Source organism: Rhodococcus cercidiphylli (assembly GCF_033042225.1).
In the GTDB taxonomy this organism is placed as follows: domain Bacteria; phylum Actinomycetota; class Actinomycetes; order Mycobacteriales; family Mycobacteriaceae; genus Rhodococcoides.
The window spans coordinates 235503-260792 of record NZ_JAWLKE010000005.1 but is presented as its reverse complement, the minus strand read 5'-3'; the positions used below and the strand labels follow the sequence as shown (position 1 = coordinate 260792).

23 protein-coding genes and 1 tRNA gene are annotated in these 25290 nt (G+C 64.4%); 15 read left to right on the top strand and 9 right to left on the bottom strand.

Annotated features, from left to right (window positions below; genetic code table 11):
• Positions 1–69: 69 nt before the first annotated feature.
• Positions 70–2889, bottom strand: coding sequence for a pyruvate dehydrogenase (acetyl-transferring), homodimeric type (aceE, locus tag R3P95_RS14415; RefSeq protein WP_317548608.1), 2820 nt, complete (start codon positions 2887–2889; stop codon positions 70–72).
• 258 nt (positions 2890–3147) lie between these two features.
• On the opposite strand from aceE, the gene R3P95_RS14410 reads away from it, so the two are divergent.
• The 3 genes from R3P95_RS14410 to R3P95_RS14400 all read left to right on the top strand — a co-directional run bounded on the left by R3P95_RS14410 (position 3148) and on the right by R3P95_RS14400 (position 4225).
• Complete coding sequence (locus R3P95_RS14410; RefSeq protein ID WP_032379129.1) at positions 3148–3570, top strand: DUF3052 domain-containing protein; 423 nt, start codon at positions 3148–3150, stop codon at positions 3568–3570.
• Between the two features lie 31 nt (positions 3571–3601).
• Positions 3602–4063, top strand: a complete 462-nt coding sequence (locus tag R3P95_RS14405) for a peroxiredoxin (RefSeq protein WP_094640166.1) — start codon at positions 3602–3604, stop codon at positions 4061–4063.
• 87 nt (positions 4064–4150) lie between these two features.
• Positions 4151–4225, top strand: a tRNA-Val gene (locus tag R3P95_RS14400).
• A gap of 1 nt (position 4226) precedes the next feature.
• On the opposite strand, the gene R3P95_RS14395 is transcribed toward R3P95_RS14400, so the two are convergent.
• Complete coding sequence (locus R3P95_RS14395) at positions 4227–5618, bottom strand: LLM class flavin-dependent oxidoreductase (RefSeq protein WP_317548607.1); 1392 nt, start codon at positions 5616–5618, stop codon at positions 4227–4229.
• A 168-nt stretch (positions 5619–5786) separates the two neighbouring features.
• Here R3P95_RS14395 and R3P95_RS14390 point away from each other — a divergent pair, with 168 nt between their 5' ends.
• The 4 genes from R3P95_RS14390 (at position 5787) to R3P95_RS14375 (ending at position 9182) form a co-directional block, all read left to right on the top strand.
• Positions 5787–6797, top strand: a complete 1011-nt coding sequence (locus R3P95_RS14390; RefSeq protein WP_317548606.1) for a methionine ABC transporter ATP-binding protein — start codon at positions 5787–5789, stop codon at positions 6795–6797.
• Positions 6798–6877: 80 nt separating this feature from the next.
• Complete coding sequence (locus tag R3P95_RS14385; RefSeq protein WP_317548775.1) at positions 6878–7495, top strand: methionine ABC transporter permease; 618 nt, start codon at positions 6878–6880, stop codon at positions 7493–7495.
• Positions 7496–7520: 25 nt separating this feature from the next.
• Positions 7521–8408 (top strand): MetQ/NlpA family ABC transporter substrate-binding protein, encoded by an 888-nt coding sequence (locus tag R3P95_RS14380; RefSeq protein WP_317548605.1) that lies wholly within the window; start codon positions 7521–7523, stop codon positions 8406–8408.
• Between the two features lie 99 nt (positions 8409–8507).
• Positions 8508–9182 carry a nitroreductase gene (locus R3P95_RS14375; protein WP_317548604.1) on the top strand — a complete coding sequence of 225 codons (675 nt, stop codon included), beginning with the start codon at positions 8508–8510 and terminating at the stop codon, positions 9180–9182.
• Here the strand turns inward: R3P95_RS14375 and R3P95_RS14370 are convergent.
• Together R3P95_RS14370 and R3P95_RS14365 are read right to left on the bottom strand one after the other, a co-directional pair.
• On the bottom strand, positions 9163–10518 hold the full coding sequence (locus R3P95_RS14370) for an MFS transporter (RefSeq protein ID WP_094640410.1): 1356 nt from the start codon (positions 10516–10518) through the stop codon (positions 9163–9165). The two genes, R3P95_RS14375 and R3P95_RS14370, sit on opposite strands and share 20 nt — an antisense overlap.
• A 283-nt stretch (positions 10519–10801) precedes the next feature.
• Positions 10802–11743: an NAD(P)/FAD-dependent oxidoreductase gene (locus tag R3P95_RS14365; protein ID WP_317548603.1), complete on the bottom strand. Its 942-nt coding sequence runs from the start codon at positions 11741–11743 to the stop codon at positions 10802–10804.
• A 104-nt stretch (positions 11744–11847) separates the two neighbouring features.
• On the opposite strand from R3P95_RS14365, the gene R3P95_RS14360 reads away from it, so the two are divergent.
• A complete protein-coding gene (locus tag R3P95_RS14360) occupies positions 11848–13248 on the top strand; it encodes an amino acid permease (RefSeq protein WP_317548602.1) in 1401 nt (466 codons plus the stop codon).
• A gap of 6 nt (positions 13249–13254) precedes the next feature.
• Here the strand turns inward: R3P95_RS14360 and R3P95_RS14355 are convergent, their stop codons facing one another.
• Together R3P95_RS14355 and R3P95_RS14350 are read right to left on the bottom strand one after the other, a co-directional pair.
• Entirely contained in the window at positions 13255–14421 is a 1167-nt protein-coding gene (locus R3P95_RS14355; protein WP_317548601.1) for an iron-containing alcohol dehydrogenase, read from the bottom strand.
• Between the two features lie 89 nt (positions 14422–14510).
• Positions 14511–16004: a CoA-acylating methylmalonate-semialdehyde dehydrogenase gene (locus tag R3P95_RS14350; protein ID WP_317548600.1), complete on the bottom strand. Its 1494-nt coding sequence runs from the start codon at positions 16002–16004 to the stop codon at positions 14511–14513.
• A 113-nt stretch (positions 16005–16117) separates the two neighbouring features.
• On the opposite strand from R3P95_RS14350, the gene R3P95_RS14345 reads away from it, so the two are divergent.
• A complete protein-coding gene (locus tag R3P95_RS14345; RefSeq protein ID WP_317548599.1) occupies positions 16118–17014 on the top strand; it encodes a LysR family transcriptional regulator in 897 nt (298 codons plus the stop codon).
• 364 nt (positions 17015–17378) lie between these two features.
• Positions 17379–18347 (top strand): cobalamin biosynthesis protein, encoded by a 969-nt coding sequence (locus R3P95_RS14340; RefSeq protein ID WP_317548597.1) that lies wholly within the window; start codon positions 17379–17381, stop codon positions 18345–18347.
• On the opposite strand, the gene R3P95_RS14335 is transcribed toward R3P95_RS14340, so the two are convergent.
• From R3P95_RS14335 to R3P95_RS14325, 3 genes are read right to left on the bottom strand one after another with little or no spacing between them, the layout of a single operon-like run.
• Positions 18288–19211: an SURF1 family cytochrome oxidase biogenesis protein gene (locus R3P95_RS14335; protein WP_149406163.1), complete on the bottom strand. Its 924-nt coding sequence runs from the start codon at positions 19209–19211 to the stop codon at positions 18288–18290. The genes R3P95_RS14340 and R3P95_RS14335 overlap by 60 nt on opposite strands.
• 18 nt (positions 19212–19229) lie before the next feature.
• Positions 19230–19703, bottom strand: coding sequence for a low molecular weight protein-tyrosine-phosphatase (locus tag R3P95_RS14330; RefSeq protein WP_317548594.1), 474 nt, complete (start codon positions 19701–19703; stop codon positions 19230–19232).
• Positions 19700–20392: an HAD-IA family hydrolase gene (locus R3P95_RS14325; RefSeq protein WP_317548593.1), complete on the bottom strand. Its 693-nt coding sequence runs from the start codon at positions 20390–20392 to the stop codon at positions 19700–19702. The genes R3P95_RS14330 and R3P95_RS14325 overlap by 4 nt, the downstream gene beginning before the upstream one ends.
• 55 nt (positions 20393–20447) lie before the next feature.
• On the opposite strand from R3P95_RS14325, the gene cobC reads away from it, so the two are divergent.
• The 5 genes from cobC to R3P95_RS14300 all read left to right on the top strand — a co-directional run bounded on the left by cobC (position 20448) and on the right by R3P95_RS14300 (position 25216).
• Positions 20448–21485 (top strand): Rv2231c family pyridoxal phosphate-dependent protein CobC, encoded by a 1038-nt coding sequence (cobC, locus tag R3P95_RS14320; RefSeq protein WP_317548592.1) that lies wholly within the window; start codon positions 20448–20450, stop codon positions 21483–21485.
• Between the two features lie 14 nt (positions 21486–21499).
• Positions 21500–22621, top strand: a complete 1122-nt coding sequence (locus tag R3P95_RS14315; RefSeq protein WP_149406160.1) for a Nif3-like dinuclear metal center hexameric protein — start codon at positions 21500–21502, stop codon at positions 22619–22621.
• Between the two features lie 105 nt (positions 22622–22726).
• Positions 22727–23464 carry a zinc ribbon domain-containing protein gene (locus R3P95_RS14310; RefSeq protein WP_032394446.1) on the top strand — a complete coding sequence of 246 codons (738 nt, stop codon included), beginning with the start codon at positions 22727–22729 and terminating at the stop codon, positions 23462–23464.
• Positions 23461–24579: a bifunctional RNase H/acid phosphatase gene (locus tag R3P95_RS14305; protein WP_317548591.1), complete on the top strand. Its 1119-nt coding sequence runs from the start codon at positions 23461–23463 to the stop codon at positions 24577–24579. The genes R3P95_RS14310 and R3P95_RS14305 overlap by 4 nt, the downstream gene beginning before the upstream one ends.
• 34 nt (positions 24580–24613) lie before the next feature.
• On the top strand, positions 24614–25216 hold the full coding sequence (locus R3P95_RS14300; RefSeq protein ID WP_317548590.1) for a hypothetical protein: 603 nt from the start codon (positions 24614–24616) through the stop codon (positions 25214–25216).
• The last annotated feature ends 74 nt before the right edge of the window (positions 25217–25290 follow it).

Here is a 25290-nt window from a genome sequence, read left to right as displayed (position 1 = left end):
CCCCCGGCCCCCATCGCGGCGGACATGCTTCGCGACGTGGGACGGGGGTCGGCCGAACAGGGGTTGAACCTACGCCGAACCGGTGTCGGCGTACGACGTCGGAGCTGCGGTGACGTCGTCGATCTTGTACTTCTCCGCTGCCTCGACTGCCTTGGACTTGTCGATCTCACCGGACGCGGCGAGAGCGGACAACGTGGCGACGACGATCGACTCGGCATCGACGTTGAACACCCGTCGGGCGGCCGGACGGGTATCGGAGAATCCGAAGCCGTCGGTGCCGAGGGTGACGTAATCGCCCGGAACCCACTGACGGATCTGGTCCGGAACAGCGCGCATCCAATCCGAGGACGCGATGACCGGGCCGTTGGCGTCGGCCAGTGCCGAGGTGACGAACGGAACGCGCTTGTCGGCACCGGGGTTGCGCAGCGACTCCTTCTCGGCGTCGACGCCGTCGCGGCGCAGCTCGCCCCAGGACGTCACCGACCAGACGGCCGAACGCACGCCCCACTCCTCGAACAGCAGCTCACGGGCCTTGCGGGCCGAGACCATGCCGACGCCCGACGCCAGAAGCTGTGCCTCAGGTCCGTCGCCCTCCTGCGGAGCTGCGAACCGGTAGATGCCCTTGAGCAGACCCTCGACGTCGAGGTTCTCCGGCTCGGCCGGCTGTACGTACGGCTCGTTGTACAGGGTGATGTAGTAGAAGATGTTCTCGCCGCCGAAGCCTTCCACGCCCTCGGTGCCGCCGTACATCCGTCGCAGACCGTCCTTGACGATGTGTGCGATTTCGTACGAGAACGCCGGGTCGTAGGCCACGGCCGCCGGGTTGGTCGACGCCAACAGCAGCGAATGACCATCGGCGTGCTGGAGACCCTCACCGGTCAGAGTCGTGCGACCCGCGGTGGCACCGAGGACGAATCCGCGAGCCATCTGGTCCGCTGCAGCCCACAGACCGTCGCCGGTGCGCTGGAAACCGAACATCGAGTAGAAGATGTACAGCGGGATCATGACCTCGCCGTGCGTGGCGTACGAGGTGCCGACAGCGGTGAACGACGACGTCGAGCCGGCCTCGTTGATGCCCTCGTGCAGGATCTGACCGACCGAGCTCTCCTTGTAGGCGAGCATCAACTCCGAGTCCACCGACGTGTAGAGCTGACCGTTGCGGTTGTAGATCTTGAGCGACGGGAACCACGAGTCCATACCGAAGGTGCGCGCCTCGTCGGGAATGATCGGCACGATTCGGTGGCCGATCTCCTTGTCTCGCAACAGTTCCTTCATGACACGCACGAGCGCCATGGTGGTGGCGACTTCCTGCTTGCCGGAGCCCTTGCGGAGCGTCTTGTACGTGTCGTCGCTCGGCTGCGGCAGCGGCTTGACGTCGACGCGCCGCTCGGGGACGAATCCGCCGAGCTTGCTGCGGCGATCGAGCATGTACCGGATCTCGGGAGCGTCCGCACCGGGGTGGTAGTACGGCGGCATGTAGGGATCCTTCTCGAGCTCCTCGTCGGAGATCGGGATGTGCTGGATGTCGCGGAACGTCTTGAGGTCGTCGAGCGTCAGCTTCTTCATCTGGTGCGTGGCATTACGGCCCTCGAAGTGCTTACCGAGGGTGTAGCCCTTGATGGTGTGCGCCAGGATGACCGTCGGCTGGCCCTTGTGCGCCATCGCCGCCGCGTAGGCAGCGTGCACCTTGCGGTAGTCGTGGCCGCCGCGCTTGAGGTTCCAGATCTCGGCGTCGGACAGATCCGCTACGAGCTCTTTGGTGCGGGGATCGCGGCCGAAGAAGTTGTCGCGGACGTAGCTGCCGTCGTTGGCCTTGTACGTCTGGAAGTCACCGTCGGGGGTGGTGTTCATCAGATTGACGAGCGCGCCGTCGCGGTCCTTGTGCAGCAGCGAGTCCCACTCGCGGCCCCAGACGACCTTGATGACGTTCCAGCCGGCACCGCGGAAGAACGACTCCAGTTCCTGGATGATCTTGCCGTTGCCGCGGACCGGGCCGTCGAGGCGCTGCAGGTTGCAGTTGACGACGAACGTCAGATTGTCGAGGCCTTCGGTGGCGGCCACGTGCGCGAGTCCGCGCGACTCCGGCTCGTCCATCTCGCCGTCGCCGAGGTACGCCCACACGTGCTGATCGGTGGTGTCCTTGATGCCGCGGTCGTTGAGGTAGTGGTTGAAGCGGGCCTGGTAGATCGCGTTCATCGGGCCGAGACCCATCGACACCGTCGGGAACTCCCAGAAATCCTGCATCAGACGCGGGTGCGGGTACGACGGCAGTCCGCCGCCCTCGTTCTCGTGGCTGGCCTCCTGGCGGAAGCCGTCCATGCGCTCGGCCGGGATGCGGCCCTCGAGGAATGCGCGGGCGTAGATGCCGGGGGAGGCGTGACCCTGGATGAAGATGTGGTCGCCGCCGCCCGGGTGGTCCTTGCCGCGGAAGAAGTGGTTGAAGCCCACCTCGTACAGCGCAGCCGAGGATGCGTACGTGGAGATGTGTCCGCCGACGCCGACGCCGGGACGCTGCGCGCGGTGCACCATGATCGCGGCGTTCCAGCGGATCCAGGCGCGGTAGCGGCGTTCCATGGACTCGTCGCCGGGGAACCACGGCTCGTTCTCGGTGGGAATGGTGTTGACGTAATCCGTCGACGTCAGCGACGGCAACGCGACGCGGCGTTCGCCGGCGCGCTCGAGCAACCTGAGCATCAGGTAGCGAGCGCGGTTGGGGCCGGACCTCTCCAACAAGCCGTCGAACGATTCGATCCATTCGTTGGTCTCGTCGTTGTCGATATCGGGCAGGTACGACGCGACACCCTCACGGATGACGCGGACCCGGCCGTCCGAGCCCTTCTTGCCTGCAGACGATGTGTTCTGCCGTTCGCCGCTGTTCACTTCGGACAACGTGTGCACTCCTCAATGTGGCGGACGCTCGGTGTGGCGCCCGGTCCCGGTAGACCCGCCCCTGTGACGGCGGTCTACTTTCCTCGTTCTCGTGATTCCTCCCCAATCCTGCCGCATCTCGTCGGTTCTGGTAGTACAGAGGTCCGATACCCACCAGTAGAAATTTATGTACGCAATTTCGGCGCGGTCAGCTTGCGCGAACGGCTTCGACACTGTTCGCTTTGACTACTGCACCCACAATTCAAGGAGGTCACCACCGTGGTCGCCGCGGCGGACGCTCAGAACTACGCTCAGAAACTTGGCATCACTCGCGACATGGTCGTACAGGAGCTGGGCTGGGACGAGGACACCGACGATGATCTGCGCGCCGACGTAGAAGATGCGATCGGTGGCGAGACCCTCGACGAGGATTCCGACGAGGTGATCGACGTTGTACTGCTGTGGTGGCGCGACGGAGACGGTGACCTGGTCGATGCGCTCATGGATGCGATCGGTCCGCTCTCGGACGATGGCATCGTGTGGGTCCTCAGCCCCAAGACCGGCATGTCCGGTCATGTCGAACCCAGTGAGATTGCCGAGTCCGCCCCGACCGCAGGATTGACGCAGACCTCTGCGGCAAACCTCGGTGACTGGATCGGAAGTCGATTGGTTCAGCCCAAGACCCCTGCCACCAAGCGGTAGGCCGATGCTCGATACAGGAAGACGGTTCTAGATGCCGATCGAGGTTGGCGCAGTTGCGCCCGACTTCACCCTCAAAGACCAGAACAACCAACTGGTCACGTTGTCGTCGTACAGGAACGTGAAAAACGTTCTGCTCGTGTTCTATCCACTGGCCTTCACCGGCACGTGCCAGGGCGAGCTGTGCAGAGTGCGCGACGAGCTACCGACCTTCGAGAACGACGAGACTGCGATCCTGGCAATCTCGGTGGGTCCGCCTCCGACCCACAAGATCTGGGCTGCAGAACAGGGTTACACCTTTCCGCTGCTGTCGGACTTCTGGCCGCACGGTGAGGTTGCTCAGGCGTACGGCGTGTTCAACGACAGCGCCGGATTCGCCAATCGTGGAACGTTCGTCGTCGACAAATCCGGAATCATCAGGTTCGCCGAAATGAACGGACCCGGCGAGGCTCGCGACAGTTCTTCGTGGGCCGAGGCTCTCGCACAGGTGAGCTGACCTGCGGAATTGTAGTTAGAGATCAGACACGATAAATTTCTCCAAGCGTTCCGGTGGCCCGGGGTTATCCCCAGGCCACCGGTACTCGGGCGTATAGCTCAGCGGTAGAGCTCTGGTTTTACACACCAGCGGTCGGGGGTTCGAACCCCTCTGCGCCCACCATTCACAGCGATTCTCGGTTCGCCCGAACTTCTCGCACGATCTGCTGCGCCCGGTGTTCCTCGGGCAGTCGATCGCCCTTGCCGAAGAGCTTGTGTCGCAATGTCCCCGGCGTGTATTCGGTGCGATAGACACCGCGGCGCTGCAATTCGGGTACGACGTACTGCACGACGTCTTCGAATGTCCCCGGTGTGATGGCATACGCGAGATTGAAGCCGTCGACGTCGGTCTCGTCCACCCACTCCTGCAGTTGATCCGCGACCTCGCCGGGGGAGCCGACGATGCGTGGGCCGGCACCGCCGATGCCGCCCCACTCGGCGATATCGCGGACCGTCCACTCTTTGCCGTCGGCTCCGATGGACTGGAACGACGCAACGAACGACTGAATCGCGTTGCTCTCGACATTGCCGAGCGGCTCGTCGAGCGCATACCGCGACAGGTCGACGCCCATCCAGCCCGACATGAACACCAACGCACCCTCGGCACTGGCATACGACCGATACTCGGCGTGCTTGGCATGGGCGAGTTCAGAGGTCTCATCGGTGACGATGGTGAGCAGCTGATAGATCCGCGCCGAGTACGGATCGCGGCCGGCCTCGCGCAAGGCTCGACGGATATTCGAAACCGTCTGCGCCAGAATCTCCTTGGTGGGTGCGCCGACGAAGATCGCTTCGGCATTCTGCGCCGCGAACCGTACGCCCCGCGGCGACGCGCCGGCCTGAAAGATCACCGGCGTCCGCTGCGGCGACGGCTCGGCCAGATGGATACCCGGCACCGTGAAGTGCTTGCCGCGGTGGCCGATTCGATGCACCTTGGTGGGGTCGGTGAACACGCCGGTTTCGCGATCACGGACCACCGCGTCGTCGTCCCACGACGCCTCCCACAGCTTGTAGAGCACCTCGAGATATTCGTCGGCGTGATCGTAACGATCGTCGTGCTTCAACTGGTCGTCGTGGCCCATGTTCTGCGCCGCCGACGGCAGATACCCGGTCACGACGTTCCAGCCGATCCTGCCGTTGGTGAGGTGATCGAGCGTGGAGAGCCGTCGCGCGAACGGATACGGATGCTCGAAACCGGTACCCGCAGTGATGCCGAACCCCAGATGCTCGGTGACGGCAGCCTGCGCGCTGACGAGCAGGAGTGGGTCCGAGACCGGTATCTGCGCACCGTGCCGGATGGCGGCATCGTGATTCCCGCCGTACACGTCGTATGTGCCGAGGACGTCGGCAATGAACAAACCGTCGAACAGGCCTCGTTCCAACAGCTTCGCGAGATCGGTCCAGTAGCCGAGTTCCTTGTATCGCCACGATTGATCGAGTGGATGACGCCAGAGACCGGGGGACTGATGCGCGACGCAATTCATGTCGAAGGCATTGAAACGAATCTCGCGTGACACGGGGTAACTCCTTCGGCGGGACGACCTGTCTGGATTCGACAGCGAGGCGACGCTACCGACGACTCAGACCGGTGGGAACAGTTCGGATCGTGATGAGTCGATAGCTGGTCAGTAGTGCTCCGATGCCTCACTCTTGCGCAGTCACATCAGCGAAAGAAGCGTCGGAGCATGATCGAAATAGCGCAATTGACCAAGACATACGGGGCGGGGGACAGCCGAACCGTCGTACTCGACCGGCTGGACTTCACAGTTCAGGCCGGCGAGATCCTCGCCGTCGTGGGCCCCAGCGGTGCCGGCAAAAGCACGCTGGCCCAATGCATCAACCTGCTGACCCGGCCCACCTCGGGCTCGGTCATCGTCAACGGGGACGACCTGACGGCGTTGAATGCCAGGCAACTTCGGGTTGCGCGGCGGCGCATCGGTACCGTGTTTCAGTCTTCGAGTCTGCTCTCGCGTCGAACCGTTGCGGAGAACGTCGCCTTGCCATTGGACTACCTCGGGGCCACGAAGGCCGAGACGGCCAGGAGAGTGGGCGAGCTTCTCGACCGAGTGGGGCTGTCCGACAAAGCCGCTCGCTATCCCTTTCAACTCTCGGGCGGGCAGCGTCAACGAGTGGGAATTGCGCGAGCGTTGGCGCTGCGGCCATCGGTGCTGCTCTCCGACGAGGCAACCTCCGGCTTGGATCCGCAGACCACCGAATCGGTTGTCCAATTGCTGCGCGAACTGCGCCAGGACCTCGACCTGGCCATCGTGTTCATCACACACGAAATGGATACCGTTCTGCGAGCAGCAGATTCGGTTGCCCGACTCGATCACGGACGCATCGTCGAATCCGGGAAGCTGGTCGATCTGCTGACCGACCACACGTCCGCGCTCGGCAACGAACTGCGCCCCAGGCGGGACGACGCACCGGCTGCGGCCGGTGACGTGCAATGGAACGTGATCTACGACTCGCCCGAGGTTCCGCAGGACTGGATCGGGCGGTTGGGCCAGGATCTCGGCGCACCCGTCGCATTACTCGGAGCCTCGGTCCAGGTGGTCGCCGGAGTGGCTGTCGGCAGCGCCGCACTCGGCATCGGTGCCCACCTGAGTGCACGCGTCCCCGGTGCTCTCGCGGCGCTAGGACTTTCCGGATCCGCAGCATCCGACCAACCGGTACTCGAGGTGGCGTCGTCATAGCAATTGTGGCCGCAGGCAACAAGGTTCCGGTCGACGAGCTGCCTGCTCTACTCCTGCCTGCGCTCGGCGACACCCTCACGATGGTCGGGATCGTGATGTTCATCGTGGTGCTCGTGGGTGTTCCGCTGGGGTCCGCGCTGTTCAACCTGGGCCCCGGTGGGCTGTTCGAGAACCCGGTACTCCATGCGCCCATCAGCTGGATCGTCAGTATCGGACGGTCGTTGCCGTTTCTGATCCTGATGGCTGCACTGGTTCCGGTCACGCGATGGATCACCGGAACGAACATCGGTGTCGCAGCCGCTGTGGTGCCGATGTCGTTGGCGGGCATCGCATTCTTCACCCGCATCGTCGAGAACTCCCTGCGCTCGGTCCCGACGTCGGTGGTCGACGTCGCCCGAGCGTCGGGTGGCTCCACGCTGCAGGTCACCACCACACAGTTGTCCGAGGCTGTGCCGTCGATCATCGGTGGACTGACCATCAACGTCATCGCCATGATCGAGTACTCGGCCATCGCGGGCACCATCGGTGCAGGCGGAATCGGTTATGTCGCAGTCACATACGGATATCAGCGATTCGACCACACCGTCATGATCGCAACGATCGTCATTCTGATTCTCACCGTCGCCGCCGTCCAGCTAGTCGGCGATGCTCTCGTTCGCTACACCACACCTCATCAACGCGCTGTGCGCACTGTCTGAACCACATTCGAAAGGTCCATCCACCATGACAACGTCCACCGAAGCACACGGCTTCGAGCTGAAGAACCGTCGAAAAGCTCCTTGGATCATCGCGGCCGTCGTACTGCTGATCGCCCTCGCCGTCATTGTCCGCATCGCCTTCTTCGGCGACACGGCCTCGGCGAACGAGACCGAGGGGGCAACCCTTGTTGTCGCCACTGCCGAAGGCAATGCATCCGAGCAGGCCCTGGTCGAATTCGTTGCCGATCAGGTTGCTCCCAAGTACGGCATCACGGTCGCGTACCGCGGACTCGCGGACAGCAACACCATCAACCGCGCCGTCAGCGAAGGTGAAGTAGCGGCGACCGTCTACCAACACAAGCTGTGGCTCGGCCAGGTCCTCGAATCCAACCCGGACTTCCAGGAGGAAGCCGCCACCCCGGTGTTCCGATGGGGCTTCGGCTTGTGGTCCGACAAGTACTCAGACCCGGCCCAATTGCCGGACGGCGCAACGGTGTCGCTCTACTCCGACCCGGCCAACGAAGCCCAGGGCCTGTGGGTGCTCGAGCGAGCGGGGCTGATCACGCTCGACCCCGCTGTCGACAAGTCGACGGCCACGCAGAAGGACATCGTCGGTAACCCGAAAAACCTGAAATTCACTCTTCTGGATTTCGCCGCGCAGTCGCGGGCGCTCCCGGATCTCGATGCAGCTGTGGGCTACACCGAGTACGACCTCGCCGCAGGCATCCCCGTCAAGAAGCAGATCTTCGCTCCGCCGGCACCGGACGAGTTCGCCGGCCAGCTCACGATCGGGAGCCGCTGGGCGGATACGGACAACATCAAGAATCTCGTCGCGGCGTTCAAGGATCCTGCGGTGCAGGAATTCCTGGCCACCGATCCGCGTGTCAAGGACATTCTGCTACCCCTGCAGTAGCGGTACCCTGCGTCCGACGGTCCAGCGGCTGACCGTCGGGCGCAGCCGTGGTGTTACGTTCGACCCGCACCCGACGAACACCGACACGAGGCGGACGATGTGACCCGGTACGACGCCCTGACAGAACTGCTCGACGAGAGGTACTCGTGCCGGCAGTTCCTGCCGAAGCAGGTCTCGCGTGAGGTACTCGAACAGCTACTGTCTGCCGCCCGGCGCACACCTTCGTGGTCCAACACCCAGTCGTGGCAGATCATCGTGACCGAGGGCGATGCCACCCGGAAGTTCTCCGACGCGTTGGTGGAGCACGTGCCGTCCGGTGTGCCGCAACCGGACTTCCCGTTCCCGGCCAATTACAACGCTGTGCACCGTGCGCGCAGACGCGAATGCGGTGGGGCGCTGTACGAGAGCATCGGCGTGGTCAAGTCCGACACCGAGGCGACGACGCGTCAATTCATTCGCAATTACGAGCTGTTCGACGCCCCGCACGCGGCCATCATCACCACCGACGCCGATCTGGGTGTGTACGGGGCGGTCGACTGCGGGTTGTATCTGCAAACTTTCCTGCTCGCGGCGCAGAGTCTCGGTCTCGGAGCGATCGCACAAGCAGCCCTGGCCGCGTACTCACCGTTTCTGCACGAGTGGTTCGACATCCCGGACACTCGAAGAGTGGTGGCCGGCATTTCCTTCGGCTATCCCGACGAGACTCACCCGATCAACGGATTCCGCACCAGCCGAGCGCCTCTGGACGAGACGGTCACGTTCGTCGGGAGCTGACATCGTCGAGCGCTCCCGACTGCGACGGCAGTCCGTCGGCGACTCGGCTGCCGGTCCGCAATCCGCCGTAGGTCTTCTGCCGGATGGTCGCGAGGGTGATCATGCCGATCACGGCCGAGCCTATGACGAAGTATGCGGGTGAAACCGAGCTTCCGGTGCGGTCGATCAGCCACGTCGCAATGTAGGCAGCGGTCCCACCGGTCGCGATCGTCGCAATGTTGAAGCCGAGAGCGACGCCGGTCAATCGAACTCGCGAGTCGAACAACGACGGGAACAGGGGAGCGGTTGCCGTCTGGATCAAGGGTGTGCCTACCGCGAAGAACATGAAAGCAATTGCAGCAACGAACAACCCGTGACCGCTCATCATCGACATTGCCGGGTATGCGAGCAGTGCCGAGGCGAGTAATCCGCTGGCCAGCACACGCACGCTGCCGAACCGATCTACGAGCAACCCGGCGAGCGGCATGGACGCCGCGACTAGCACGATCACACCGGCCGCAGTCCAGGTGACCGAACTCTGACTGAATCCACCTTCGCGCACCAAATGGATGCCGATGTAGGTGAGCACCATGTATCCGGTCGCGTTCTGAGCCACACCCAGCCCGAAGACCTGCAAAACCTGCTTGGGGTGAGTGCGAAGCAGTTCGGTCAACGGTGCCTTCGCGACTTCGTTTTCCGCGACTGCGTTGACGAACTGCGGGGTGTCTTCGATTCGAGTTCGGGTCCAGAGGCAGAACAGCACCAGTGGGATGCCGAGCAGGAACGGAATTCGCCAGCCCCAGCTGGTCATTTGTGCATCGGTGGTGAGAGTGGAGGTGACGGCCACAGCGATGGCCGCGAGTGCGAAACCGCTGTTGCTACCCAATGCGACGAAAGATGCGCCGAGCCCCTTGCGTTTTTCGCCGACCGTTTCGTAGACGTATGTGAGCGCGCCGCCGAGTTCGCCACCGGCAGAGAAGCCCTGAACCAGGCGGGCTATGACCAGCAGAATCGGCGCGAGAACCCCCGCGTTCTCGTAGGTGGGGAGGAAGGCCATCAGCGCACTGCCGACGCCCATGAGCAGTACCGAGAACAACAAGGCGCGCTTGCGGCCGTGGCGGTCACCGAGGCGGCCGAAGAAGATTCCACCGATCGGACGCATCAGGTAGGCGGACGCAAAGACGGCCAGACTGGCGAGCAACGACGCCGTCGGGTCGTCACCGGGGAAGAACAACGGGCTGACGACCACCGCGAGATAGGCGTAAACGGTGAGGTCGTAGTACTCGACGATGGTGCCGACGGTGGCAGCGAGTACGCCACGGCGTCTGGTCTGCTCCGGGGTTCGGATGGTGGCCACGGACTGCTCCGATTCTGTGTGCGACGGCGACGAGGGGGCGAGATCTGCGCGTGTCGTCACACCTTAACCGGTTAAATGTGTACATACTTCGAAATAGTGAACAGGAAATAAAGTAACTATCGCGCGGAGACGTAGCTGCTGGTGATCCGGTTGGGAGATGTTCGCGCGCAGAGTTTTCGGTGGCATCAGCGGGCATGAACGCGGTAATGGTCCACGCCGATTTCGATACCGCCACGAGGGAAACCCGAGCGCGCAAGGGAGTGGAGCAGTCGTGCCGCGAGGTTCAGTGTCGGAGCGAGTCGATCAGCGCACGCGCCACATCAGTCCCCGAACGCCAGGCGCTTTCCACCCTGGGCACTCCGGCTTCACACCACTGATCGCCCGCCAATCCGACGAAACGTCCGTCCTGCTGCTGAAGCGCGTAGTTCGAATCGTGCTGGGTCGCAGGCTTGGCGAAGGTCCATCGATGAGCGTGGGTCCACACGGGTGCCGCCGAGGCGACGGACAACTCGCGTAGCGCGTCGAGAACCGGGGCGATCGCGCCGTCTGGGTCTTCGAGATGCTGATGCGCTCGCTCCGACGTGGTGTGCACCACCAGAACCGGAGCGCCGTCGCCTCGGCGTGCACCGTCGTCGACGACGAAATCGATATCAGGATGATCGTTGACGAACGCCGCATCGCGGAAGGGGATGTCGAGCCCGTCGAACCCACACGCCACTGCGATGACAGGAACGTAATCGACGGCATCGGGGACGGCGGTCAGTCGCGCCGCCTGCGGATCCGGCATCGCGACCACGACATGACCGTCGGGCAATTCGGGCAGCTCGGTGGAATGCTCGATGTCGAAGCCGTCGAGCATGTTTCGTACCAGCGATCGCAGCCCGTTCGGGGTAGCCCAGCGAACCGGTCCGGTCGTTGTGCACGGGGCTGTTGCGGGCTTGAGGATGCCGAACGTGTTGGCCCACTGGCGCGCCAACCCAGCCGACTCCCAATCGGCAACCACCGTCGAGAATTCCTGATCACGGACGGTGAAGTAACCGGCGCCCAGGTCGACGCGACGGCCGTGCAACTCCGGTGATGACATCCGCCCGCCCGGAGCGCGTCCTCGGTCGACGATGCGGAACGGCACGTCTGCGTCGCGGAGAACCCGCGCGCAGGCCGCGCCGGCTATGCCCGCACCGACGATGGTGACCGGATCGGTGATGCTGTCCGCTTGGGAGTTCATGCGTCCAGTATGCCCGGATTCGCGCGAATATCTCTGTACCACCGCCTGTCTGGACATAACGGTCACCCGCTGCGTCGGCGTTCACATTGTGTTCGACTACAGGGATGGCCATTACGGAGAAGCCGGACACCGGCGAGAACGGACTCGGTACCAGCCTGAAACCACGGCACGTGACGATGATTTCGATAGCCGGAGTCATCGGCGCGGGATTGTTCGTGGGTTCGGCCAACGCGATCGCGACGGCAGGCCCGGCGGTGCTGCTGGCGTACCTGTTCGCGGGAACACTCGTGATTCTGGTGATGCGCATGCTGGGGGAGATGGCGACGGCCAATCCCGACACCGGCTCGTTCTCCACGTATACCACACGCGCACTCGGACATTGGGCCGGATTCTCTGTGGGATGGCTCTACTGGTGGTTCTGGGTGTTGGTGATACCGGTGGAAGCCACCGCGGCAGCGTCGATTCTCACCAACTGGCTCGGCGGGGCCCAGTGGATGTGGGCACTTCTCATCGTCATTGCCCTCACCGCGACCAACCTGATCAGCGTCGGCAACTACGGCGAGTTCGAGTTCTGGTTCGCGCTGGTGAAGGTGGTGGCGATCATCGCGTTCATCGGCCTCGGAATCGCGGCCATTCTGGGATGGCTACCCGATTCGGAAGTCAGTGGTGTGGACCAACTCTGGGCCTCGGGCGGATTCATGCCCCTCGGGTTCGGTGCGGTGATCGCGGCCATGCTGACGACGATGTTTTCGTTCATGGGGTCGGAAATCGTCACCATCGCCGCTGCCGAATCCAAGGACCCGGCAAAGGGAATCACCCGCGCCACCAACTCGGTGATCTGGCGAATTTCGATCTTCTACTTCGGTTCCATCTTCGTCATCGTCGCTTTGGTGCCCTGGAACGAATTGGATCCCAATACGGGCTCGTACCAATTCGTGCTGTCCAAGATGGGAATTCCGCACGCGGAGACCATCATGGACATCGTCATCCTGACTGCCGTCGCGTCGTGCCTGAACTCTGCGCTCTACACCGCGTCGCGCATGCTGTATTCGCTCGGCGATCGAGGCGACGCACCCAGGGCGGTCAAGAAGATCACCACAAATGGGGTGCCGTGGATCGCGGTGATCGCCTCGATGGTGCTCGGCTTCCTCGCCGTGGTCGGAAACTACATCCTGCCCGAGAAACTCTTCACCTACCTGCTGGCGACCACCGGGGCCGTCGCCCTGTTCGTCTACCTTGCCATCGCCAGCAGCCAGCTGGTGCTGCGGCGTCAACTCGATCGCGACGACGAACGCCCTGCCGTTCGGATGTGGCTGTACCCGTGGTTGACCTACCTGGCCATCGGGTTCATCGTCTTCGTCCTGGTGATGATGGTGGTGCGGCCGGAGCAGCGGTCGTCGATCCTGCTCTCGGCCGTCCTCGCTGCAGTGACCGTGATCGGCGGAATAGTGGTGCAACGCCGAAATACGCGGCGCGACACTGTTGCCGCCCGCGCATCGGAGTGAGTGCGACTAGATTCCCGCGTACACCTGCCGGTACAGATCGACGATCTGTTCGGCGGTCGGCACGACCGGATTGTTGCCCGGGCTGCCGGACGCGAGTGCCTGCTCGGCCATGAGCGGCAACAGGTCGTCCCATTTCGCCTTGTCGATACCGACGGTCTCCGGCGTCGGAACCTCCACCTCACGGCACAGTGTGACGATCGCATCCTGCAACTTGCCACCGGCAACCTGATCCGAATCGCTTTCCGACGCCGCGCCCAGTGCGCGTGCGCAGTCGGCGTAACGCGCCGGTGCTCCGTCGATCGAGAATGCGGTGACGGCAGGCAACAGCATCGCGTTGGAAAGCCCGTGTGCAACATGGAAATGCGCCCCGATGGGACGACTCATCCCGTGCACCAGGCAGACGCTCGCATTGGAGAAGGCCATTCCCGCCTGCGTCGAGGCGTGCATCATCGCCTCGCGCGCCTGCCGGTCGTCGCCGTCCCGATACGCCCGCAGCAACGACGTCCCGATCGTGCGAATCGCACTGAGCGCCAAACCGTCGGAGATGGGGTTGGCCTTCTTGCTGACGTACGCCTCGATGGCGTGGGTGAGTGCATCGACACCGGTGTCGGCCGTCAGACGCGCCGGCATCGACATCGTCAACTCGAAGTCGATGATCGAGGCGATCGGCAGGAACGACAGCCCGGGGCACAACATCTTCTCGTCCGAGGCCACGTCGGTGATGATGGTGAACTGAGTTGCCTCCGAACCACTTCCGGCCGTGGTGGGGATGGCGATGATCGGTAGGGCCGGGCCGGTCGACAGCACAGGAGCTTTGAAGTCCCGCATCGTGCCGCCCTGCACCGCGAGGATGGCCAACGCCTTGGCCGTGTCCATCGGACTGCCACCGCCGAACCCGATGATCGAATCGGCCGAATGCTGCTGCACCGCGTCGAGACCGGCCACCAACGAATCGGTCGTCGGATCCGGAACGGTGCCAGAGAACAATGCAGGCGTCTTACCGGCCTCGGTCATGATCTTCATCAAACGATCCGCCGAGCCGTTACCGGCCATGAACGCATCGGTGACGAGCAACGGCCGTGACACGTCGAGGTCGGTCAGAACCGTCCCCAGATCCTCGACGGCACCGCCGCCCAGCTTGAGAAACCGAGGAAACGAAATATTGGCAACCATGGAGTGCTCCTTCGAGGTGTGACCATGTGCGCGGAACTTCGTTGTGGGCTAAGAAGTTCCGCGCACATGCGTCAGCTCTGTTTCGGGGGTCAGCTGTTTTCGGGGAAGCCGAGGTTGATGCCGCCGTGGCTGGGGTCGAGCCAGCGACTGGTGACAGCTTTGCCGCGGGTGAAGAAGTGAACACCCTCGGTGCCGTGGGCGTGGCTGTCGCCGAACAGAGAGTTCTTCCAGCCGCCGAAGCTGTAGTAGGCCATGGGAACCGGGATGGGTACGTTGATGCCGACCATGCCGACCTCGACCTCGTTCTGGAAGCGGCGTGCCGCCCCACCGTCGTTGGTGAAGATGGCGGTGCCGTTGCCGTAGGGGTTCTCATTGATCAGCTGCAGGGCATCGTCGTAGGTCTCGACGCGAACGACCGAGAGGACCGGTCCGAAGATCTCGTCGGTGTAGACGCTCATGTCGGGGGTGACGTGGTCGATGAGGGTGGGGCCGAGCCAGAATCCGTTCTCTCCACCGTCGGCCTTCACACCGCGGCCGTCGACCACGAGGGTGGCCCCGGCGGCTTCGCCTGCATCGACGTACGAGGCGACCTTGTCACGGTGGGCCTTGGTGACGAGCGGACCCATGTCTGCCCCTCGGGTGCCGTCGCCGGTGACCAGCGGGGTGGTCCGTTCGGCGATCTTCGCGACGAGTTCGTCGGCGATGTTCCCGACGGCCACGAGTGCGGAGATGGCCATGCAGCGTTCGCCTGCGGAGCCGAAGCCGGCGTTGACCATGGCGTCGGCGGCGAGGTCGAGATCTGCATCGGGGAGTACGACGGCGTGGTTCTTGGCGCCGCCGAGGGCTTGGACGCGCTTTCCGTGGGCGGTGCCGGTGGAGTAGACGTACTGGGCGATGGGGGTGGAGCCGACGAAGGAGATCGACTTGATCTTCTTGTTCTCGAGGAGCTCGTCGACGGCAACCTTGTCGCCTTGGAGGACGTTGAACACGCCGTCGGGCAGACCGGCCTCGGCCCAGAGCCGGGCGAGCCAGATACTCGCGCTCGGGTCTTTCTCCGAGGGCTTGAGTACCACGGTGTTGCCGGCCGCGATGGCGATGGGGAAGAACCACATCGGGACCATGGCGGGAAAGTTGAAGGGGGAGATGATGCCGACCGGTCCGAGCGGCTGGCGGATGGAGTAGACGTCGACGCCGGTCGAGGCATTCTCGGTGTATCCGCCCTTGAGCAGATGCGCCATGCCGCAGGCGAATTCGACGACTTCCTGGCCGCGGGAAATCTCGCCGAGGGCGTCGGAGAGAACTTTTCCGTGTTCGGAGGTGATGATCTCGGCGAGCTCGTTCTTCCTCGCGTTCAACAACTCTCGAAAGGAGAACAGGATGGATGTGCGCTTGGCGAGGGAGGTGTCGCGCCACGCCGGGAATTCGGCTGCAGCGGCGTCGATGACCGCCCGGGCGTCGCCCTGATCGGCCAGGGTGAGCGTGCCGGTGACCTCGCCGGTCGCGGGGTTCGTGACGGCCGCGGTTCGGTCGGAGGTGCCGGAATAGGTCTTTCCATCGAGCCAGTGCGCAATGACGTCGGTCAACGTTCGATCCTTCCTTCGGGTGTGTCCCGAGTCTCACTTGTAAGGATGCACATGTCAAAGGCCAAAACCGCAGATCGCTGTGCAGAAATGCACACCGGCGATAGTCTCGATGGGTGTTGAACGCAGACCACCTCCGCTACTTCCTCGAAGTGTCGAGGACCGGGCGTTTGACCGACGCCGCGCACACTCTCGGTGTGGACCACACCACCGTCGGTCGGCGCATCACCGCGCTCGAGAAATCGGCCGGTCAGCGCCTGTTCGACAGAACGCCGACGGGTTGGCGACTCACCGAGGCGGGTCGACGCCTCGTCGGATATGCCGAGACCGTCGAATCGACACTCATCGCCGCCTTCGAGGATCAGACCTCCGACACCGGCACCCTGCGAGGGACCGTGCGCATCGCAGCCCCGGACGGGTTCGGAGCGTTCGTTCTGACACCGAAACTGGGGCTGCTCAGAGACAAGCACCCCGATCTCGACATCGAATTGGTCACCGCCACCGAGCACAACTCGTTGGCCACCAGGGAATTCGACATCGCAATCACGTTGGAGCGGCCGTCGCCGCGATTAGTGGTGACTCGCAGGTTGGCCACGTACTCCCTCGGGCTCTACGCTTCCGCCGAGTATCTCGCCGCGACGTCGCCCATCGACACCGTCGACGATCTGCGAGAACACACGCTTATCTCGTACGTCGACGCGCTGCTGGATGTGGCACCGCTGCGAATTCTGGATGCGATCCTGCCGGAGGGCCGCGCGCAGATTCAGACCAACAACATCACCGGGCAGTGGATCGCGGCGAGATCCGGGGTGGGAATTGTGCCCCTGCCAAGCTACATCGGTGAGCCGGACGAGGTTCTCACGTCGGTGTTGGACGGCGTCGTCTCGGTCGAGAGGACGTATTGGACGGTGGTGCCGCGAGAGCTGACCGGTCTGGCCCGGGTGAAAGTCGTCGACGAGTTCCTCAGATCGGTCGTGACCGACGAAGAGCATCTCGTTCCTGTGTCGCAGTAACGACGGGAGAAGTGCACAGTCCGAGAGTGCCGGTGGCCGTTGATATTTGGACGTTTCGATGAGACGCGCGTCTCGTGATGACGGACACACGTGACGCCGACCTCAAAGAAGTGGGAAACAGTGAAGATAGGGGTAACAATCTGTTACAGACACATCCGCGGACGCGGATCCACTCGAGATTCTGGGGGAATCATGACACTGTTCGTAATTGCAACGGTCGGCTTCGTAGGAATGGCAATCGCACTGCTCAACGACGGAAGCGACATCGACTTCCGCGGTCGCCAGTTGGCAGGCGCGTACCGCCAGCGCTGAGTCCGGCATACCGAATTCCTGCGCCGGGTGCGCAGTTGGCAAGATTCGTGGGATGTGGACACACTCCCGAGCGATCGGCTTACTGGTCGGCTACGGCCTCGATCGAGTGTTCGCAGACCCACAACGCTGGCACCCGGTTGCAGGATTCGGCACCACGGCGCTGCGCGTCGAACACGTCCTCTACCGCGATAGTCGAGCGCTGGGCGTCGTCCACGCAGTCGCGCTGATCGGCTCGGTGACCGCACTCGGCGTCGGGTCGAACCGTGTCGCCGTTCGTGTGGGTGCACCCGCCGAGGTTGCTCTGGTCGCGGCCACTACCTGGGTCGCGCTCGGCGGCACGTCCCTGTCCAAGGTGGGCCGGCAGATGGCAGATCACCTCGACAACGACGACCTCGCGAGCGCACGCGCGTTGCTGCCATCACTGTGCGGTCGGGATCCCGAACCACTCGACTCCGACGGCCTCGCGCGCGCCGCACTGGAGTCCATCGCGGAGAACACCTCCGATGCCACGGTCGGAGTGCTGGTGTGGGGAGCACTGGCCGGGGTCCCGGGAATTCTGGCCTATCGAGCGAGCAACACGCTCGACGCGATGGTCGGCTACCGGTCTCCGAAGTATCTGCGTTTCGGTTGGGCCGCAGCGCGAATCGACGACGTTCTGAACCTGCTACCGGCCCGCGTCACCGGTGTGGCGACGGTTGTCGCAGCACCCTCGGTGCAGGGATCGCCCGCCCGAGCCCTGCAGATGTGGCGACGCGACGCCGCGCAGCATCCCAGCCCCAACGCAGGTGTTGCGGAGGCGTCGGCTGCCGGGGCACTGGGGCTGCAGCTCGGCGGCAGAACCCAGTACCGACACGGCATGGAGATCAGGCCGACACTCGGTGACGGACATTCGCCGACCGCACGCGATCTTCGTCGATCGGTCGCACTGTCGAGCCGAGTACAGGAACTGTCCGCGGTCGCGTCAGCGATTCTTGCCGTAGCGATCGGCCAAGCGAGGATCCGACGGCGTCGTCGGGCGTGACGCCGCGCGCGCCTTTGCTCGTTTCTCGCGTCGGGTGGGCAGCGTGAATTCTTCTTCCTCGTCCGGGCCGGCCTTGTCCTCCGGCTCGGGCTCGGTGTCCGGCTCGCCGGACATCGCGTTCGCGAGCTCGGCACGTGAATTGCGGCGTTCCCGTATCTCCGCCCGAGCGAAATACGCCAGACCCAGCGGTGCCATGATGCCGAACGCCAGCCACTGCAGACCGTAGGACAGATAGGGGCCCGCGTCGGTCTGCGGTAGCTCGATCAAGCCGAGACCGCCCGGCTGAGCGTCGTCGAGCTGTAGGTATCCGTCGATGGCGTCGACTCCGACCGCCGCGCCGATCTGTTCCGGGTTGATGTTGTAGACCTGCAGCCGACCGTCGTCCTCGACGGGCTCGCGCGAGGTGCCCTCGGCTTGGCGGACCCGTGCGTTCAGCGTCACTTCGCCGGCGGGTGCCGCCTCGAACTCGGGCGCTCTGGTTCCCTCCACCGGCAACACGTACCCGCGATTGACGAGCACGGTGGGCCCGCCGTCGATCACGAACGGGGTGATGACCTCGTATGCGGGCTGATCACGGATGCTGCGCAGTCGCACCAGCACGTCGGAATCGGTGACATAGGCCCCGGAAGCGATGACCCGACGCCACTCGTCCTCGGCCGGAAACCCGTTTGCGGTGAGAACGTCAGAGATCGGCACCGGATCCGCGTCGACGGATCGGGTGATCAGATCGTTGCGCGCGGACGTCGAGGTGTTCTTCCCCAACTGCCACGGAGCGAGCACGCTGAAGCACAGGAACGCGAAGGCCAGCACCACCGCAGCCAGCACCAACCATTTGGGTCGCAGCAAGAACGCTAACTTTCGCACTCCACCACGGTAGCCGGGTCAGCGAGAGAGTCGAGACCGTGCCCAGTCCAGCATGCCGGGAACGGCACTTTCGATCTGCTCGCGCACTTCGGTGAACGCCGAATCGGAGGAGTAGTACGGATCGGCCACCGAGGAGTCGTCGGCATCGGGATCGAACGATCGCAACAGGGCCACCCGTTCGGCAGGCGCACCGAGCTGCAGCAGTGCCTTCGCGTGGCCGGTGTCGAGCGCGACGATCAGATCTGCCGCCAGGTGATCCGGTCCGACCTGCGCTGCCTCGTGTTCGCTGTCGTATCCGTGGGCATCGAGCTCGGCGACGGTGCGTGGATCTGCGCCGTCGCCCACATGCCAACCGCCGGTCCCGGCACTCGAGACGCGCACCGCGTCGCCCAGACCGGCGTCGCGCAGATGCCCGGCGAAAACCTTCTCGGCCATCGGCGACCGGCAGATGTTGCCGGTGCACACGAAGGTCACGTGCAGTAGCTCGTTCACTGCACGGCCGCCGTGTTCTGCTCCAGCAACTTGGCCAGTTCGTCCATGCTCGACGCGGTGAACGCGGCGTCGGCGCTCTCGCCGTCGACGCCGTAGCCCCACTCCACGTACACCGTGGGAATGCCGAATCGAGCGGCACCGTGCACGTCGTGATCCCGATCACCGATCATGATCACCCCGGCCGTGCCGCCGTCCGCGGACTCCACCGGCTCGATCCCGAGGTTGGTCAGCGAATGCGCGATCACATCGGACTTCGCCCGTCGGGTGCCGTCGTTGCTGGCACCGCCGATGAACTCGAAGTACCGCGACAGACCGAAGTGGTCCAGAATCCGGACGGCGAATCGCTCCGACTTCGACGTCGCAACGCCGAGGCGTACGCCGCGATCCTGCAACCGCGTCAACACCGTCTCGATGCCGTCGAACGCGGTGTTCTCGGCCCAGCCCCGCTCGTCGTAGCGCTGGAAGTACGCCGCCAAGGCACGCTGCGCGGCATCCTCGTCCAGGCCGAGTCCGCGCAGCGTGTCGATCAGGGGTGGCCCGACGACCATCGACAGCTGTTCCTCGGTCGGTTCGGGAGCCTCCACCGACGCCAATGCATGACGAAAACCGGCATGAATTCCCGGTGCGGAATCGGTCAACGTCCCATCGAGATCGAACAGGACAACGGACGCGGGAGCATCGACAGACATGGCCCGAGCCTATCGGTGCGGGCTGTTCGACGAAGGCGCGGCTACGCTCGTCGCGATGTCCGACACAGCTGCCGATCCCGATGCGCGACTCCGTCACCACGGCGACGTCGAGGTCGATTCCGGATTCGTCGACTTCGCAGTCAACGTGCGGGGCGACGGACCGCCGGCATGGCTTCGCGATCGGCTGGCTGCGGCACTGAATTCGCTGGGTACGTACCCGAGCACGGCCGCCGACAAGGCCGCACGAGAACAGGTGGCCGAACACCACGGCCGCTCACCGGACGAGGTACTGCTGCTCAGCGGTGGGGCCGAGGGCTTCTCGATGCTGCCGCGGCTGGAGCCACAGCTCGTGGCGACGATCCACCCGTCGTTCACCGAGCCCGACTGGGTGCTGGAGCAGGCGGGCATTCCGGTGCACCGAGTGATCCTGCCGCCGCCCTTCGAACTCGATCCGACGCTCGTGCCCGACGCCGCCGACATGGTGATCCTCGGCAACCCGACCAACCCCACCTCGGTTCTGCATCCCCGTGAGGCGGTACTGAGTCTGCGTGGACCCGGACGCACGCTGGTGGTCGACGAGGCCTTCGCCGACGCAGTGCTCGGGGCTGGGGAGTCGATCGCCTCACAGAGCCTTCCCGACGTACTGGTTCTGCGCAGCCTGACGAAGACGTGGGCGCTGGCGGGATTGCGATGCGGATATGCGCTGGGCCACCCCGACGTCCTCGCGAAGCTGCAATACGGCCGCGCGCACTGGCCTCTGGGGAGTCTGCAGCTCGAAGCGATCCGCGCCTGTACCGAACCGTTCGCGGTCGACCAGGCACGCGCCGAGTCCGAGCGAATCCACCGCGAACGCACCGCGATGATCCCGCGCCTCGAGGCTCACGGCCTCCTTGTCGCAGGCCCGGCTCGCGCCCCGTTCCTGCTGCTGCGCGTCCACGAAGCCGATGTGGTTCGAGAACGCCTGCGCACCATGGGTATCGCGGTGCGGCGTGCAGACACGTTCCCGGGGCTCGACCGTCACTACCTGCGCGTCGCAGTACGGGACTCGCAGCAGGTCGACATACTGGTGGACGCGTTGAACACCGTTCTGTGAGGAGAGCATCGACCATGGCAGTGACACTGGCGGACGTCATCGAGGTACTCGACGACGCATACCCACCGCGCTTGGCCGAGAGCTGGGACTCGGTGGGCCTGGTGTGCGGGGATCCCGAAGCTGTTGTGCAGCAGGTCGTGTACACCGTCGACGTCACCGACGCCGTGGTCGACGACGCCATCGCTCGGGGTGCCGACCTCATCGTCGCCCACCATCCCTTGCTGCTCAAAGGCGTCGACACCGTCGCGGCCGACACCGCGAAGGGCTCGGTGATCCATCGCCTGATCAAGGCCGACTGCGCGCTGTTCACCGCCCACACCAACGCCGACTCCGCCGATCCCGGGGTCTCCGACGCACTCGCGTCCGCACTCGGCGTGATCGACACCAGGCCACTCGACCCCATTCCTGCTCCCGCACATGACAAGTGGGTGGTCTTCGTGCCCACCTCCGACTCGGCCGCGGTGCGACAGGCCATGTTCGACGCCGGAGCCGGACAGATCGGCGAGTACAGCGAAGCCAGCTGGCAGAGCGCAGGACTCGGCCAATTCCGTCCGGGTCCGAATGCGCACCCGACGCTCGGTGTCGTCGGAGAGGTGCACACCCAGGCGGAGGATCGCATCGAAGTCGTTGCCCCGAAAGGGCTACGTGCAGAGGTGCTTTCGGCAATGCGTCGGGCACACCCGTACGAGGAGCCCGCGTTCGATGTCTTCGAGTCCGCGGCCTTACCGTCGTGCACCGGTTTGGGGCGCATCGGAAAGCTACCGAATCCGATGACCCTTGCCGAGTTCACCGAGGTCGTCCGCGAGGCGTTGCCTGCCACGACGTGGGGAGTACGTGCGGCAGGGAATCCTGAGGCCACGGTCTCGGTGGTTGCGATGTGTGGGGGAGCGGGTGACTCGTTCCTGTCTGCAGTCGCGCGCACCGACGCCGATGTGTACGTCACCTCGGATCTGCGGCACCACCCCGTCGACGAGCATCTGCGCGCGGGTGGACCCGCCGTGATCGACACCGCGCACTGGGCCTCTGAGTTTCCGTGGTGTGAGCAGGCGAGAGGCATCGTCGACGCCGCGTTCGGCGACACCGACGGGTGGAGCAGCCGGGTCACCGACGTGCGCACCGACCCGTGGACGCTGTGATCATCGAGCCAGCGACCGGCGGTGAAGTGGATCCGGCTGTCTGGGTTTCGGGTAGCCGGTAGGGTGATCTCTTATCAACTTCCATAGTCGCAGGAGTCATCAAGCGTGAACGTCGATCCCAAAGTCCAGGCCTCGCTGCTCGAATTGGCCGGTGTGGATACCGAACTCTCGCAGATCGCCCACCGCCGCAAGAGCCTCCCCGAGCAGCAGGAGGTGGACAAGCTCGAGACCGAGCGCACCACCCGCAAGGATGCCGCGGTGACGGTTCAGATTTCGATGGACGACCTCGATCGGGACATCCGCAAACTCGAAGGCGAGGTCGACGCGGTCCGGCAACGCGAGGCTCGCGACAAGAAGATGCTCGAGAGCGGCACCATCGCCCCGAAGCAGATGACCGAACTGCAGCACGAACTCGGCAGCCTCGAGCGTCGCCAGGGAATCCTCGAGGAGGAGCTGCTCGAGGTCATGGAGCAGCGCGAGGCCAGTGAGCGGGACTACGAGCACGCCGGTGCGCAGCTGACGCAGATCGAAGACGAATTGGTCGACGCCGGCCGTCGCCGCGACGACGCCGTCGCAGACCTCGATGTCGCCGAGAAGCGCAGCGCCGAGCGCCGCGAATCGTTGGCGTCGGGATTGCCCGCGGATCTGCTTGCGCTCTACGAGAAGCAGCGAGCGCTCACCGGCCGCGGTGCGGCATTGTTGCAGGCTCGGCGTTGCGGAGCATGTCGCATCGAACTCGATCGCAACGAGATCGCAAGCATCGCCAACAAGCCAGCGGATGCTCTCATTCGTTGCTCCGAGTGCAATGCAATCCTGGTGCGCACCAAGGAATCCGGAATTTGAGTCAGGTATCGAGGGTCGTTGCCGAGGCCGACGGAGGATCGCGTGGTAACCCCGGCCCGGCCGGGTACGGCGCAGTGGTGTTCAGCGCCGATCGCTCGCAGGTTCTGGCCGAGCGTCGGGCGTCGCTCGGCGTGGCCACGAACAACGTCGCCGAGTACAACGGACTGATCGCAGCACTGAGCGCGGCCCGTGATGTCGGGGCCCGTGAGGTTGCAGTCCGCATGGACTCCAAACTCGTCGTCGAACAGATGTCCGGGCGCTGGAAAGTGAAGCACCCGGACATGATTCCGCTTCAGCGAAAAGCGGCCGAACTGGCCCGCCACTTCGATTCCGTCACCTACGAGTGGATTCCGCGTTCGCAGAACTCGCACGCCGACGCATTGGCGAACGAGGCGATGGACGCCGCGGCCGAGGGCGTGGACCTATCGGAATTGCCTGATGCCGAGCCGGTAGCGAAGAAGGCCGAGTCGCCCGGCTGGACCGGGGCGATGGGGGAGCCGACTCGCCTGCTGTTGCTGCGTCACGGCCAGACCCCGATGTCGGTGGACCGGCGCTACTCCGGCCGCGGCAACCCCGATCTCACCGAATTGGGTCGACGTCAAGCCGATTCTGCCGCAACGGTTCTCGGTTCACGGACAGATATCGACGCCATCGTGGCCTCGCCACTGGCACGCGCGCAACAGACCGCGGCAGCGACCGCAGGCATTCTCGGATTGCCCGTCACCACCGTCGACGGACTCATCGAGACCGACTTCGGCGACTGGGAAGGCCTCACGTTCACCGAGGCCATGGAACGTCACCCCGACGCGCACAAGGCGTGGCGCGGTGACACCTCAGTGGCACCACCGAACGGGGAGAGCTTCGACGCGGTGCGCACGCGCATCGAAGCAACCCGCGATCAGTTGCTCACCGAGTACGCCGGAAAAACCCTGCTGGTGGTCACCCATGTCACCCCGATCAAGATGTTGCTGCAACTCGCACTCGACGTCGGCCCGTCGCTGCTGTACCGACTGCATCTCGACCTCGCGTCGCTGAGCATCGCGGAGTTCTACCCCGACGGCGGGGCCTCGGTGCGATTGGTGAACGACACCTCGCACCTGGGACGACTGGCCTGATCTTTTCGGAGCATCGACGGAGGACGCGGTTCGCATGTCCGAGAACAGTATTCGCGAGCCTGCGGCGGCGCGCTGGATTGTCTTGGCATCGTTCGCATCGGCCGTTGCCGGTCTGGCAGTCGCGTTCGGGTGGCGGTACGGGGTGACGCGGATGTGGATCGATGCGGAAGCGCCACCGCCCGTGAATCCGGGCGATTCTGGGTACTTTCGGGTGTACGACTACATGCAGTACGTGTCGGGTCCGCCGTGGTGGCCGGTTACGTGGGTCGCTCCGGTTGCCGCTCTTGTGGTCGGCACCGTCGTGTCGGTCGCTATCGGGTGGTTCCCTCTCGTACGAAAGACCGGTCGGCTGACGCTTGTGGCGGCCCCACTCGTGGCGGGAAGCATCGTCGGCGCGGGGGCAGCATGGTGGGCACGAAGCCAACCTCCCGAAATCCGCGTCAGGATGGTCGCGGACCCCTATTTCGACGACCTCGGGCCGACCGGCGCTGCGCGTCTGGACATCTACGGTGGTCCGCCGTTGTTCGACACCGTGCATGCGGGGCTGCTGTTGCCGGTGATGGGAGCGGTGATCGGTGCCGCGGTGTTCGGTGTGGGCCTGGCGGTCTCGACACTCCGCACACGACGCTTGCCCTGACTCCGCGCCGATTGTCGAGCAGGTTGGCCGACGGCCTTACCCGGCAGCTGTCGGGACTCGCCTGTTCGATGCAC

Bases quoted from the DNA above. Each gene is read 5' to 3' on its own strand.
- R3P95_RS14405 (WP_094640166.1), top strand. From the start codon at position 3,602: ATGCCGATCGAGGTTGGCGCAGTTGCGCCCGACTTCACCCTCAAAGAC.
- R3P95_RS14355 (WP_317548601.1), bottom strand. From the start codon at position 14,421: ATGGTTGCCAATATTTCGTTTCCTCGGTTTCTCAAGCTGGGCGGCGGT.
- R3P95_RS14315 (WP_149406160.1), top strand. From the start codon at position 21,500: ATGGCAGTGACACTGGCGGACGTCATCGAGGTACTCGACGACGCATAC.
- R3P95_RS14365 (WP_317548603.1), bottom strand. From the start codon at position 11,743: ATGAACTCCCAAGCGGACAGCATCACCGATCCGGTCACCATCGTCGGT.
- R3P95_RS14390 (WP_317548606.1), top strand. From the start codon at position 5,787: ATGATCGAAATAGCGCAATTGACCAAGACATACGGGGCGGGGGACAGC.
- R3P95_RS14340 (WP_317548597.1), top strand. From the start codon at position 17,379: ATGTGGACACACTCCCGAGCGATCGGCTTACTGGTCGGCTACGGCCTC.
- R3P95_RS14360 (WP_317548602.1), top strand. From the start codon at position 11,848: ATGGCCATTACGGAGAAGCCGGACACCGGCGAGAACGGACTCGGTACC.
- cobC (WP_317548592.1), top strand. From the start codon at position 20,448: ATGTCCGACACAGCTGCCGATCCCGATGCGCGACTCCGTCACCACGGC.
- R3P95_RS14325 (WP_317548593.1), bottom strand. From the start codon at position 20,392: ATGTCTGTCGATGCTCCCGCGTCCGTTGTCCTGTTCGATCTCGATGGG.
- R3P95_RS14300 (WP_317548590.1), top strand. From the start codon at position 24,614: ATGTCCGAGAACAGTATTCGCGAGCCTGCGGCGGCGCGCTGGATTGTC.
- R3P95_RS14380 (WP_317548605.1), top strand. From the start codon at position 7,521: ATGACAACGTCCACCGAAGCACACGGCTTCGAGCTGAAGAACCGTCGA.
- R3P95_RS14385 (WP_317548775.1), top strand. From the start codon at position 6,878: ATGGTCGGGATCGTGATGTTCATCGTGGTGCTCGTGGGTGTTCCGCTG.